Source organism: Nostoc linckia z4, from assembly GCF_002608075.1.
GTDB lineage: Bacteria > Cyanobacteriota > Cyanobacteriia > Cyanobacteriales > Nostocaceae > Nostoc > Nostoc linckia.
This window is the reverse complement of the sequence record NZ_LAHA01000024.1, coordinates 48385-61867: the sequence shown is the minus strand read 5'-3', so window position 1 is coordinate 61867 and position 13483 is coordinate 48385. Positions and strand designations below refer to the sequence as shown.

Sequence of the window (13483 nt, the reverse complement as noted above, 5' to 3'; positions counted from 1 at the left end):
TTTCTTAAGGTAAATTGTAAGAGTAGTGGCCTGTCACATTAATTTTGTAGTAAAAAATGTTCGTAGTAAGGACTTTAGTCCTTGATTTTTAAGCACTGAAGTGCTTACTACAAACTCATCAAAACTAATGGGACAGACCAGTAGAAACCTAACCACTAAAATTTGCATGGTAGATCGAGTGTAACGTCCATCGCTCTCAAAGCTAGATTGTCGCCATGAGCAACTCAACAATAAATGAGAATAAAACTCTCCCCAAAAAGAAAGGCCGTTCCCTTCCGCCAAAACTGATTATTTGGCTGGGAATGTTTGTTTGGACGACCCTTTGGCGGATAATGATGTCAAAGCTTGCTCCCACCAATAAATCGGGAGCATACATTCGTCCAAGTAGCCAATTTCGCAACTTCATCGGTACAGAAGAGGGGAATCCTTACCAACCGGCAGCCGGACGTTATAGACTTTATGTTGGGTTGGGTTGTCCTTGGGCACACCGAACTTTAGTAGTGCGATCGCTCAAAAAACTCCAAGCGGTAATATCAGTATGTATCGTTTCTCCTTCTCCCATTGAAGGCGGTTGGATATTCAACGAAGAAGAACAAGGTTGTCGTACCTTAGTTGAATTTTATCAACGAGCAGAACCGGGTTACAGTGGGCGCGTTACTGTTCCCATCCTCTGGGATAATCAAACCCAAACCATCGTTAATAATGAGAGTTCAGAAATTATTGTTATGCTCAACTCTCAAATGAACGAGTTCGCTGATAATCCCACATTAAATCTTTATCCAGAAGAACTCAAAGAAAAAATTGACTGGTGGAATGAGAAAATTTACCACGCGGTAAATAACGGCGTGTATCGCTGTGGCTTTGCTCAAAGCCAAGAAGCGTATAACCAAGCCTGTAACGAACTATTTGCAACTCTTGATGAAATTGAGATTGCATTGCAAACTCATCGATATCTGTGCGGTGACAATCTCACACTTGCAGATGTGCGTTTATTTACCACGTTATTTCGCTTTGATAGCGTTTATTACAGCTTGTTTAAGTGTAATCGCCGACGCATTCGAGACTACGAAAATCTGGGAGCTTACCTCAGAGATTTATATCAGCTTCCTGGTGTTGCTGACACCTGCGATGTAGAAACAGTAAAACGCGACTACTACGGTAACTTGTTTCCACTCAACCCCGGTGGAATCATTCCCGATGGCCCTGATATGTCCTATCTAAATCAACCACATAATCGCGATCGCATCAGCAAAGCAAATGCGTTATAAGTTACTCTGAATTCTGAATTCTGACTCCTGAATTCTGTTGAAAAAAATACCCCGATGGCTGCATAACAAAGTTGGTGCAATGGTGAACCAAATTAATCGAGTTGCTATTGTCGGTGGAACTCATGGTAATGAGTTTACAGGGGCTTATTTAATCAAAAAATTTGCCCAGTTTCCCGAATTGATTACTAGACCAAGTTTTGAAACAGTTACTCTGTTAGCAAATCCCCAAGCTTTTGCAGCAGCAAGGCGATATATAGATAAGGATTTAAACCGCTGTTTTCTCAGAAAAGATTTACAAAATCCAAATCTCAATGGTTACGAAGAATTACAAGCCAAATCAATTAAAAATCGCCTAGCAACAAAAGGCGACAAACAAGCAGATTTCATATTAGACTTACACAGCACAACATCTAACATGGGTCTGACAATTATTTTAGTCAACACTCATCCCTTTAACTTAAAATTGGCTGCTTATTTAAGTGAAATTAATCCTTTAGTTAATATTTATTACTGTGCTTTTGAATCAATTGCAGAAAATCCATTTGTGAATTCTCTGTGTGAATTAGGCTTTGCCATTGAAGTTGGCCCCATAGCCCAAGGTATTTTAAAAGCAAAATTGTTCCAACAAACAGAGGAACTGATTCATGGAGTTCTAGATTACATCGAACAATTTAATCAAGGTCAGATTTTCACAACTAAGGAAGCATTAACCCTCTATCATCACTTATCTGTTATAGACTACCCAAAAAAAGATGATGGCACAATCTTTTGCATGATTCATCCACAGTTGCAAGATAAAGATTACCAAGCCTTGAATCCAGGAGATCCGATGTTTCTCACTTTTGATAACAAAACAATTGTGTATCAAGGAGAATCCACTGTTTGGCCTGTTTTTATTAATGAAGCTGCTTACTACGAAAAAGGAATTGCAATGGCTTTTACTAAGAAAGAGCAATTAAAAATCGATGATTTATGATATGATTTAATTACGATATGAACCCAAATATAGATACTAGCAACCGCTAATCTCTATATTTGGGTTTAAATATCACAGAATCATTCTCATACATGAAATTAGCAACGCTTTATTTCTGATAATGCAGGCTCTATCAGTAGAGATTTACCTATCTATTCATTATAAAAACTATCTACCCTGATCTCCCGCCAAATATCAGAAGCTTGCCAGCCTGAGTTTCCCACAGATTGAACTAAAGGATTGTCACGTACTGGAATATAATTAGGCTCTTTATATTCAGCACTAAAAAGTGGGTATTCCGGAGTCACGAGTGGTTCCTCTTCAAGCACAGGTTCGGAAAAATCAGCAGTTTGGCCTTGAAGAATCTGTTCTTCAGCTTCTTCCATTTCCTTCATCTTCTTGAGAGTTAGCTTTTCAGATTTTTTGATGATTTTCATATATTCGGAAAGGTTTGGAAAAGTGGTCATAAAAAAAGAGAATTTGAGTGTTCATTCTTAGAGAAGCTGATATCGCCTTGCAACAAGGTTCAACCAGACTCATTAGGATACTGTGATACAGTTTAGTACTGAACAATTGGACAGAATAAACACAATACACCAAATTTGTGGAAAATACGAGTACTCTGCTGAAGAATTTATAACAATAAATATTGCGATTTGCTATCCTCGCACAACAGCTTAAGTTGACACCAATGTGCAACGCCCCCTTCTTATAGGTATAGCCCTAATTGGGTTAAGTTAATGTAAGATTCGCGGATTTGGGAATTTGGAGTTAGTGTGCCTTCAAACTGAACCACTCCAACGGCTTCAACCATTTGATGATTATATTTTTCTGTTTCCTCTGGCGATCGCAACGATTGTTTATTCCAAGATGGAAAAATACTGACTTCCATGCCATCCTCAAGTATGATACGGGCTTTTATATAAATACCTTGAAAACCTGGAATTCCCGTAAATTTTCCATCAGGTTTCCAAGTTCTTGATATATAACGCCCAATGAGTTTGACTTTTTCACCATTGAGACGAACTAAATCACCACGTGTTTTGACTATTTCCAATTGGTTTTCAGCAGTTTCTTGGTAAATAACTATAAATCCAGATGTACAGACGTTGCAATGCAACGTCTTTACAAAAAATTTTCACATCACATCACGCAAATGGTTTTCATACATCTGATTAGCAACGCCAAAGAGACAATCGTTGCCTATTGCAGATGTTTCTTGAGTTCAGCAGCCGCCTGCACAAAAAGAGAACGTGTTGCTGGAAGCTCGGCTAAACCATTCAATAGTCCGAAGTCATGAATCATACCGTTGTATCGCACAGTTGTCACGTTTACCCCAGCTTCATCGAGCTTGCGCCCATAGGCTTCACCTTCATCATGCAAGATATCGCTTTCTGCAAGCTGAATTAACGCTGGAGGTAATCCTTTGAGTTGCTCAACGGTAGCTTGTAGGGGAGAGGCATAGATGTCTTTGCGTTTTTCTGGGTCAGCGATGTACATGTCATACATCCACTTCATCAAAGATGAAGTCAAGAAACGTTTCTCGCCAAATTGCTGATAAGAATTTGTTTCAAAATTAGCGTCTACAATCGGCCACATCAGGATTTGCAACTTAATGTGGGGGCCGCCTTTTGCCTTCGCCATCAAAGTCGTTACCGCCGACATATTACCGCCGACACTGTTTCCAACTATTGCCAGATTCTTACCATCAACACCAATCTCTTCACCATGCTCAGCGACCCATTTGGTAGCAGCGTAGATTTCATTAATAGCTTGTGGATATTGAGCATCTGGAGTTCGAGTGTAGTTGACAAAAACACCTGCAAAACCTGAAAGCACAACGAGATCGCGAACCATACGCTTATGTGTTGGATAATCGCCCAGCACCCAACCGCCGCCATGAATAAAGATGAAAACAGGCAATATACCTTTGACACCTACAGGTCGCACGATATTGAGCGTAATGGAATAACCCTCAGCAGCAATGGTTTTTTCAGACTCTTCAATGCCTGAAAGGTCTACTTGAACAGAAACCTGTGCATCCACCAGTACTTGACGCGCTTCCAGGGGAGGTAATGTCTCTAAAGGTACACCACCTGAATTCAACACTTCCAAAAATGCCTTCGTTTCCCTAGAAAGGCGCGGATCGTCTGCGACTTCCAATATTTTCACCGCTTGGGAGTTGACTTGAGAAATCATACATTCTCCTTGTATCGATGGATGGTAAACAATCTTTGAACAAATCTATTTATTGAATTGATACGCAGTTGCATTCAAACAGAATATTCTCACTCCCCACTCCCTACTCCAATTACTATCTTGGACTGCTACTTAGTATGAGATATGTTTCTGCCACCACTTTTAACTAATACTATTAATTCTCAATAATTTCTATAAAAACCTACTTATTTATTTAATAGTTATTCAATAGTTTATATGTACTAATTTTCATTAGTTCTGTTTATTTTCCATCTCTCCATAAAACTACTAGTAGTCTGACAAGTTAACTTTGCTGAGTGAGGGCTGGGGAAAGGGAAAGGGGAAAAGGGTAAGGGATTTAAAACCTTTCCCCTTTACCCTTTCCCCTTTACCCTTTACCCTTTAACCTTTACCCAACCTCCACCTAACATTTTTGGGTTGACAGACTACTGCATAAATCCATAACCCCAAACCTATTGATTGAGTGAAGGAATTCAATCCTCAAAACCACGCTCACATTAAAGGAAAACTGTTATGAAAACACAAATATTCTTGAGTCTCGCTTGTTCTATGTCTGTGTTCGGTTCTATCCTTCTCCCAGCTACCGCCCAACCAGTAACCATTCAGCCGCTACAAACAACCCAAGCAGTGTCTCAAGAAATTAACATTCCTCAAGACACAGCAATTATTGTTTCATTTCCAGCCTCTGTCACCGTAGATGTGGGACAAAAAAAGGATTATCCCCTTACTGTTCCTTTAGCTAGCCCCATTCAAGATAGTTTAGGTAATGTTGTAGCCCCAGAAAATACTCCTGTAACTATTATTCTCAAACCCACTGATGGCGGCGCAAAAATTATTGCCCAATCATTAGTTGTCAAAGGTCGAATTGTTTCAATCAAAGCATCAAGTCAAATGATTCCCGGTACTACCATTACCCACATGCGAGCTAATGACAAAGCTGTTGAAAATGGCTCTGTTTGGGGTAGGATTGGTGGAAGCACCTTAGGCTTTATCAGCCAAGGCGATCCCGACCAGTTTGACCGGGGAGCAATGTTAGGAAGCGCCGTTGGATTAATTTCTGGCTTACGTTCTGCTGAAAATACCCGCATTGTCCAGATTCCCCAAAGCAGTGTTTATGTTTTATCCCTAGAGGCTCCTATTCAATTGTCTACTCGTTAGTCCAATTTTGGTTAACAAAAACTACAGTAGAAGTCAGAAGTCAGAAGTCAGAAGTCAGAATTCAGAAGTCAGAAGTCAGAATTCAGAAGTCAGAAGTCAGAATTCAGAAGTCAGAATTCAGAATTCAGAATTCAGAAGTCAAAAATTATACCTGACTACTAGACATAATTTGTGCCTTTCACTAACTTGAAATCCGCTGTATCGCAGTTGAAGCCCAGTTTAGGACATAACCCGATCTAAAACCCCAACACTAATAGACTTTTTTTGCCTATTGCCTATTGCCTATTGCCTATTCCCTATTCCCTGCTATATTACTCCCGAAAGTGGGTGCAGTATTGTTAAATGAAAGCTATGCCTAGTTTCAGTTTTGAGATATCTTTCTTGTAAGGGTTGCCACTGCTGCCAAGACTGGTAACGATTTTCAGTTAATAAATTAACAAGGGTAGGTAGCTGAGTTTGAATTTCTGACTTGAAGATATCTCCAAGCCACTCACCTAAAACGACGCTATCTTGCATCGTACCCAAAATTTCTTGCATATTTTTGACTTCTGTAATGTAAGCGGCGTAAGACTCGCCATATAGTTCAGTAAATAATTCCATTTGGTAGCGTATACGTTTAGCTTCTTTTCGCAAACTATGTAGAACTTCACCTTCGGTTGTCAATTGTTGTTCTATTTTTTCCCGTTCCCAATTTTTCTTGATTCTTACCTCTGATTCCACAAATTCAGTGCCAATTAACCAACCCGGATGCAGTAAAAAATTACTCACTTCAGGTAAAAGTAAATCTGGTAGTACTTGCTGAATGGTAACTGATGCTAAAGGGTGATAATTGGGTTTATCTAACCACTTTTCTAATCCTTCTTTCAAAGACTTATAAGGCTCATCCTTTAAAGTTTTTTGCACGTTTGAAAGTACGTCTTCCCGTTGTTTGGCCAAGGCTTCAAAAGCTGTTTGCAATGAGCCTTGTTCTTTACGAGGTAAATTTGGTTTGTAATTATTTTCCAAACTTTCTTTGAGTACGTCTAAATCTCTGAGACTACCAAGACGACGAGCTATTTTTCCAATATTTTTATCGCTTACTGGTTTGGGCAAATCTATGGCTATCCCAAACCTCGTTACAGCTGTGCGTAGACGACGCATTCCCACTCGCATTTGATGGAGTGCTTCTGGATCTTCATCTTTCTTTACTGATTTTTCCCACTTCAAGGTTTTCTTAAAGTGTTTTTGAATCGCTTGGTAGGCGTAGTCTCCTAGAGTTTTTATTGTGGGTTGTGTGGCTAATTTCATAATTAATCTTAATGAGATACCTAATCAGGTTATTGCATAATAACATTAGTTAAAAACTTGTACCTGCTTTTAATATTTTTATTAAAAAATGCTAGGAGATTGTTATTATACTTTCGATAGATATAAGTCGTTTTATCGTCTATAAAAATATCTATCATAAGTATAAATAGCCAAGTTTCCTATAGCAATGCCAAATAATTTGTGAAATATTATGTGTTAGGGTTGTTGATTGTTAACCTTTGACAGTTAACAGTCAACAGTCAATAATTAACACCAATATTTTTCACAACTGAAATAGGATTGAGTGCTATGGGATTCGTCCTTGATTTTTGAAAAAACTCAGTACACTTTGATTCTTTCTTGCCTATTCCCTGTTCCCTCCCTATCGCGCTTGCGCTGCGCGAACGCGCACCACACAAATAATTTCAGAAATCAAAGCGGATTCCTATATATGATTTGATATTAATAAACATTTTGAGATTATTTATTTGATGTTAAGTCTTATATTATAGTAACAAAATGGATATTGTTGCAACTCTGTAGATGGTTGAAAATGTCAAACTCACAACTGCTTAATCAAGTTTTATTGACTTTTGTAGATAATTTTCAAGAACACAGACAAGAGTTGTCGGCGGTGGTATTAACACATCAGAGGTATTTATGGTTGGGGTCAGATGAAAGTTCAACAATTGAACGTTTATCTTTAGTTGATGCTGATAAATTTACAGACCATCAACAATTTAGAGTAGCAGAATTTATCAGTTTGCCTGCACCAGAAGACCAAGAAATTGATATAGAAGGACTCGCTTACAGCGATTATTACTTATGGTTTGTTGGTTCTCACAGCTACAAACGCAAAAAACCAAAACCTGACAAAATTGATACAAAAAACCTTAAAAGATTAGCAAAAATTGAATCAGAACCCAACCGTTACCTCTTAGGACGGATTCCTTTAATAGACGGCAAGTTATTCTCATCTTGCCCACACCCCCAAAAGCCAGATGTGCAGTTAAATGCTGCTAAGTTAGAGGTTACTAGTCAAGGTAACTTACTGATGGCAGCTTTGCTAGAAGACTCTCATTTAGGGTCATTTATCAAAGCAGCAATTCCAGGGAAAGATAATGGCTTTGATATTGAAGGCATTGTCGCTTATCAAAACCGTATTTTTCTTGGTTTGCGCGGCCCTGTATTGCGGGGTTGGGCTATGGTAGTGGAAATCGAATTAGAAGATTCTAGTCCTGGACTGATGAAATTAAAGCAAATTGGAGAAACCCAGGAACTATATAAAAAGTATTTCATTTGGTTAAACGGTTTGGGAATTCGGGATTTGTGCCTAGATGGACAAGACTTGTTAATTTTAGCCGGCCCAACAATGGATTTAGATGGGGCCATACAAGTTTATCGCTGGAAAAATGCTGTAAATCTGCAACAAAATGCCTTCATTAATCCAGATTTTGTCAGAGATATTCCCTATGGAAATCGAGAAGATCGTGCTGAAGGAATTACACTTTTTCAGGATGTCATCGGCATACCTTCGCTACTAGTGGTTTATGACTCGCCGGCAAAAACTAGATTGGTTGGTGATGGCGGTGTCATAGGAGATGTGTTTGGTTTGAGTAGCGATCTTATTTGATTTGTGAACTTAGTTGTGGAGGAAGGGATTGAAGAAGAATTCAGAAATCAGAATTTAGGAGTCAGAATAAATCAGTCGGGTATTATTGACTGTTAACTGTCAACCGTCAACTGTCAACAGCCAACACAAAAAAATATACGATCGCTGATGTCAGATTGTTAAAGGTTGGTAGAAATTGCTTGTACGGGACAGGTGGGAATACATTGTTCGCAAACAATACAACGCGATCGCGTGAAGGTTAACTTATATGTCTCTGGGCTGAGACTGAGGGCTTCTGTAGGACAAACCCCAGTACATAAGCCACAGTGGACACACACATCTGGATCGATGGCAATTTCCCCTAAGGAATGAGAAACATTAACATGGCGCGATCGCATCCATTCGATGGCCGCATCTAATTGATCGATGTCTCCCGATAGTTCTAATACCAATTTGCCAATTTGATTGGGGGCAACTTGGGCGCGGATAATATTGGCAGCGACATTAAACTCTTTAGCCAGTACGTAGGTTACTGGCATTTGTACGGCACGTTTAGGGAAGGTGAGGGTTACTCTTTTTTTCACAGGTTTAGCAGAGGCTTTTTTCTGTTGTAGCGTATTCAGAGTTTTATGACTTCAAAGCTGGTTAAGTAATTTGAAGATGAAATTTATTTTTTTTCGTCTGTCATCTACCATAAGATATATACTTGTATGCAATTAAGATGAATACTTAATCAATAATTCCTACCTGGGGTTGAACGACTTCAAACTGTAGATTAAAGATGATTTTGGTGTTGAATTTCGCTCTTTCACCAATTTATTTTCACCATAGACAATCACCAAACCTCAAAATTTTGGCACTAGAGAAATACACTGTAGGGTATGCCCCTGCTTAATCAGGTATTTTTTAAAATAGAATTACAGTAGAAGAATCCAGAGGTGATGATGAAGTTAACCTTAAGGAAACATTCATTGTAGGTATTGTATTTGCAGCTTGCCAAGCAAGTGGAAAAGATTCAAGTAAAAATCAATCAATATTGATATTTATGAATGAGTATTGACCTAAAAGAGCAAATTTCTAGAAAATGCTTTAAAATTCAACGTTGATATTAATTATTTTGCTATGGAAACTTACAGCGTTGACTGTTAACAGTCAACAGTCAACAGTATACTATGGAATATTTTTTTACTTGCAAGTCGTGATTTAAATTTTGCTGGTTACTTGTTCTATTTGAAAAGCATTTAAAATGAAAATTTTAATTGTAGAAGATGATGAATTAAATGCCTATTTACTCACCTCAGTTTTGACTAACCAAAACTATGCTGTTGAAGTTGCAGCTGATGGTGACATTGCTTGGGATTTCATTCAAACTTGTGATTTTGATTTAATCCTCTTAGATGTCATGTTGCCCAAGTTGGATGGCATTAGCCTTTGCCGACAGATTCGGTCTCATGGTCTGCAAGTGCCAATATTATTATTGACAGGGTGTGATAGCGGTCATGAAAAAGCCATCGGATTAGATGCAGGGGCAGATGATTATGTAGTTAAACCCTTTGACCAAGAAGAATTAGTTGCTCGCGTCAGGGCGTTATTGCGTCGTGGAAGCATAACCTTGCAACCCATTCTAGAGCGTGGTAATTTGCGCTTAGACCCTAGCAGCTGTGAAGTTAATTATGCAGGAAATCTGTTGCCACTCACCCCAAAAGAGTATTCTCTCTTAGAACTATTCTTGCGAAATACTCAGCGAGTGTTTAGCTGCGGCATGATATTAGAACATCTTTGGTCTTATGAAGATACTCCACAAGAAGAAGCTGTTCGCACCCATATCAAAGGATTACGACACAAACTCAAAGCCGTAGGAGCGCCCAGCGACTTCATTGAAACAGTTTATGGTATCGGTTATCGTTTGAAACCACTGGAAGAGGTAGGGGAGACAAGGGAGAAAGCTGGAGCCAATGCCCAATGCCCAATGCCCAATGCCCAACCACAACAGCAAACACTAATGCAAGTTGCCGAAATTTGGCAACGTTATCAAGGACGGGTGGAGGAGCAGGTAAAGGTGTTGGAGCAAGCGATCGCTGCTTTATGCCAAAATAATCTCAAACCTGAACTTCAAAGCCTTGCAGCTAAAGAAGCGCATACCTTGGCAGGTTCGTTGGGTACTTTTGGCTTGACTCTTAGCTCAAAATGGGCGCGGAATATCGAGTTGTTACTCAGTTGTGGTCAAACTTTGAGTACGTCTCAAATCAACAACCTCCAAACTTGGGTAAAATTTTTGCGTCGGGAAATTCAAGAAAAAAATGCAGCGCTCAAATCTGCACCAACAACTACACAGCTATTAGACACCGCAACCCAGACGGCACTAAATCCCTCCAACACAGAAACCAAAGTATTGATTGTGGACGACGATCCCCAAATTCAAGCATTTTTGCAAAGCTTACTTACTCCTTGGGGACTCAAAGCCATTGCTCTTGAAGATCCGCGTCAGTTTTGGCAAACCTTGGAAGCAGTTGCACCAGATTTACTGGTTTTAGATGTGGAACTACCATTCATTAATGGTATTGAACTTTGTCAGATAGTACGCAACGATTCACGCTGGAGTGAGTTACCAATCCTCTTTCTCACAGTGCATAACGATGCCGAAATAGTCAATGAAGTATTTAGCATTGGTGCTGATGACTTTGTGAGCAAGCCCATTATCGGGCCAGAATTAGTAACCAGAATTGTTAATCGTTTAGAACGGGTAAAATTGCTGCAACGCGTAGCCCAAAGCAATGAAGCAGGGAAAAAACAAAGATGGCGAGCAGAGGGAAAAGAATTACTACAACTTCCCCAGTATCTGTCAACAGTCCCCAATCTCCAAGCCATCAACGAACTGGAATTGAGAGTAGCAGAACGCACTGCTGAGTTAATTACCCTGAATCAACAGTTGCAGTCACAACTGGATGAACTTCAGCGGACACAGGAAGAATTACGTTTTTCTCAAGCTCGATTTGCCCGAATTTTAGACATCGCGGATGATGCAATTATTTCTATCAATGGTTTTCAATGCATCACATTGTTTAATCAAGGAGCAGAGAAAATTTTTGGCTACTCTGCCCAGGAAGTAATTGGACAAAAGCTTGACTTACTGTTGCCATCGCGCTTTTACGACGTACATCATCAGCATGTGATGGACTTTGGGAAATCTCCTAATCTTGCCCGCCGTATGGGAGAACGCCGGGAAATATATGGTCGCCGCAAGGATGGCACTGAATTTCCAGCTGAGGCTTCCATCTCCAAAATCGATATGAATGAAGAAATATTTTACACAGTTATATTACGTGATGTAACTGAGCGCAAGCAAATCGAACGGATGAAAGATGAGTTTATCTCTGTTGTCAGCCATGAACTACGCACCCCTTTAACTTCAATTCATGGTTCTCTGGGAATGCTAGCTAGTGGTTTGTTACCAACGGACTCAGAACAGGGAAAACGCTTGTTGCAAATTGCTACTGATAGCACTGAACGTTTAGTACGCTTAATCAATGACATCCTCGATATTGAACGCATTGAGTCGGGTAAGACGAAAATGGAACGAGCAATCTGCAATATCGTTGACATCATCACTGAAGCAGTAAATGTCATGCAGCCTTTAGCTGATAAAGCAGGAGTAAAGCTAGTGATTTCCGATGTCTCTGGTCAAGTATGGGCAGATTGCGATCGCATTGTTCAAACTTTAACCAACTTATTAAGTAATGCCATTAAATTTTCCTCTCCTGGGTCTACAGTTTGCTTACAAGTCCAACAACAAGGTGACGAAGTTTTGTTAAAAGTCAAAGACGCTGGACGCGGTATTCCAGCTGACAAACTTGAGAGTATCTTTGAGCGGTTTCAACAAGTTGACTCTTCTGATTCCCGCAATCATGACGGTACTGGTTTGGGCTTAGCAATTTGTAAAAGCATTATGCAACAGCATGGTGGACGTATTTGGGCTGAAAGTGTATTAGGACAAGGTAGCACTTTTTACATTACTCTGCCGTTAATTAGGACTTCTGCAAAAAGAGATAAAAGCAACCAATTACATTCAGTAAATAAAACATTTGCAGACAACCATCTATTAGAGTCAGTCAGACAAGTGTTAGCAGAATCTCCCCAGGGAATCCGTGTTTTGATTGTTGAAGACGATACCGATTTAGCTCAACTGCTGATCACTTTATTTGAAAAGCACAAAATTGAAACCTTTTTAGCCAAAACTGGACGGGAAGCCATCCGACTGAGTCAAGAAGTGAATCCTGACTTAATGATTCTTGATTTAATCTTGCCAGAGAGTGATGGTTTTGCAGTGGTGGATTGGCTACAACAGCATAATCATCTGTGTAATACTCCTGTGCTAGTATACTCAGCTAAGGATTTGGATGAATCCGAACACAATCGACTGAAGTTAGGGCATACAGAATTTTTGACCAAGGGGCGTGTGACTACTGAGGGATTTGAACAACGGGTGATGGAGTTGCTTCAACGAGTTACTCACAACCGAAAAGAGGATAGCGATGATACCAATGAAGCGAATTCTAGTGGTTGATAACGAACAGTATATTCAAGAAGTTGCCAAGATTTGCTTAGAAACAGTGGCAGGTTGGAAAGTGGAGACAGCTGGTTCTGGTAAGGAGGGTATAATTAAAGCCGAAACTTACCAGCCAGATGCGATTTTATTGGATGTAATGATGCCAGATATGGATGGTATTGCCACCTTTGAAAAATTACAAGCAAATCCCCTAACCAAGGCAATTCCGGTAATTTTATTAACTGCTAAAATCCAGGCTTCCGATCGCCGTCGCTATGCTCAAATAGGAATGAATGGTGCGATCGCTAAACCCTTCAATCCCTTAGAATTAGCTCAACAAGTAGCAGCAGCTGTGGGATGGAATTTAGAGAATTAATCAGCTGATGCGCTTTTAAATTGCATAACTCATTAGTAAA

General features: G+C 39.6%; 11 protein-coding genes. 6 read left to right on the top strand and 5 right to left on the bottom strand.

Going from position 1 to position 13483, the window contains the following annotated elements:
* Positions 1-215 precede the first annotated feature (215 nt).
* Both VF06_RS19760 and VF06_RS19755 read left to right on the top strand, forming a co-directional pair.
* Positions 216-1268 (top strand): glutathione S-transferase family protein, encoded by a 1053-nt coding sequence (locus tag VF06_RS19760; protein ID WP_099067670.1) that lies wholly within the window; start codon positions 216-218, stop codon positions 1266-1268.
* Between the two features lie 82 nt (positions 1269-1350).
* On the top strand, positions 1351-2244 hold the full coding sequence (locus VF06_RS19755) for an aspartoacylase (protein WP_099067696.1): 894 nt from the start codon (positions 1351-1353) through the stop codon (positions 2242-2244).
* Positions 2245-2396: 152 nt separating this feature from the next.
* Here the strand turns inward: VF06_RS19755 and VF06_RS19750 are convergent, their stop codons facing one another.
* From VF06_RS19750 to VF06_RS19740, 3 genes are all read right to left on the bottom strand, one after another.
* The gene (locus VF06_RS19750; RefSeq protein ID WP_099067669.1) at positions 2397-2681 is read right to left on the bottom strand and encodes a hypothetical protein; all 285 of its coding nucleotides are present in this window, start codon (positions 2679-2681) and stop codon (positions 2397-2399) included.
* Between the two features lie 272 nt (positions 2682-2953).
* Positions 2954-3301, bottom strand: coding sequence for a hypothetical protein (locus tag VF06_RS19745; RefSeq protein ID WP_244918074.1), 348 nt, complete (start codon positions 3299-3301; stop codon positions 2954-2956).
* A 146-nt stretch (positions 3302-3447) separates the two neighbouring features.
* Positions 3448-4443, bottom strand: coding sequence for an alpha/beta hydrolase (locus VF06_RS19740; RefSeq protein WP_099067668.1), 996 nt, complete (start codon positions 4441-4443; stop codon positions 3448-3450).
* A 534-nt stretch (positions 4444-4977) separates the two neighbouring features.
* On the opposite strand from VF06_RS19740, the gene VF06_RS19735 reads away from it, so the two are divergent.
* Positions 4978-5622, top strand: coding sequence for a hypothetical protein (locus VF06_RS19735; RefSeq protein ID WP_099067667.1), 645 nt, complete (start codon positions 4978-4980; stop codon positions 5620-5622).
* A 306-nt stretch (positions 5623-5928) separates the two neighbouring features.
* On the opposite strand, the gene VF06_RS19725 is transcribed toward VF06_RS19735, so the two are convergent.
* Complete coding sequence (locus VF06_RS19725) at positions 5929-6909, bottom strand: CHAD domain-containing protein (protein WP_099067665.1); 981 nt, start codon at positions 6907-6909, stop codon at positions 5929-5931.
* 553 nt (positions 6910-7462) lie between these two features.
* On the opposite strand from VF06_RS19725, the gene VF06_RS19720 reads away from it, so the two are divergent.
* Positions 7463-8542, top strand: a complete 1080-nt coding sequence (locus VF06_RS19720; RefSeq protein ID WP_099067664.1) for a DUF3616 domain-containing protein — start codon at positions 7463-7465, stop codon at positions 8540-8542.
* Positions 8543-8700: 158 nt separating this feature from the next.
* Here the strand turns inward: VF06_RS19720 and VF06_RS19715 are convergent, their stop codons facing one another.
* The gene (locus VF06_RS19715) at positions 8701-9105 is read right to left on the bottom strand and encodes an NIL domain-containing protein (RefSeq protein WP_099067663.1); all 405 of its coding nucleotides are present in this window, start codon (positions 9103-9105) and stop codon (positions 8701-8703) included.
* 662 nt (positions 9106-9767) lie between these two features.
* Here VF06_RS19715 and VF06_RS19710 point away from each other — a divergent pair.
* Together VF06_RS19710 and VF06_RS19705 are read left to right on the top strand one after the other, a co-directional pair.
* Complete coding sequence (locus VF06_RS19710; RefSeq protein WP_099067662.1) at positions 9768-13085, top strand: response regulator; 3318 nt, start codon at positions 9768-9770, stop codon at positions 13083-13085.
* A complete protein-coding gene (locus tag VF06_RS19705; RefSeq protein ID WP_099067694.1) occupies positions 13057-13443 on the top strand; it encodes a response regulator in 387 nt (128 codons plus the stop codon). Before VF06_RS19710 ends, VF06_RS19705 begins: the two co-directional genes overlap by 29 nt.
* Positions 13444-13483 lie beyond the last annotated feature (40 nt).

Bases quoted from the DNA above. Each gene is read 5' to 3' on its own strand.
- VF06_RS19760 (WP_099067670.1), top strand. From the start codon at position 216: ATGAGCAACTCAACAATAAATGAGAATAAAACTCTCCCCAAAAAGAAA.
- VF06_RS19740 (WP_099067668.1), bottom strand. From the start codon at position 4,443: ATGATTTCTCAAGTCAACTCCCAAGCGGTGAAAATATTGGAAGTCGCA.
- VF06_RS19710 (WP_099067662.1), top strand. From the start codon at position 9,768: ATGAAAATTTTAATTGTAGAAGATGATGAATTAAATGCCTATTTACTC.
- VF06_RS19720 (WP_099067664.1), top strand. From the start codon at position 7,463: ATGTCAAACTCACAACTGCTTAATCAAGTTTTATTGACTTTTGTAGAT.
- VF06_RS19750 (WP_099067669.1), bottom strand. From the start codon at position 2,681: ATGAAAATCATCAAAAAATCTGAAAAGCTAACTCTCAAGAAGATGAAG.
- VF06_RS19725 (WP_099067665.1), bottom strand. From the start codon at position 6,909: ATGAAATTAGCCACACAACCCACAATAAAAACTCTAGGAGACTACGCC.
- VF06_RS19735 (WP_099067667.1), top strand. From the start codon at position 4,978: ATGAAAACACAAATATTCTTGAGTCTCGCTTGTTCTATGTCTGTGTTC.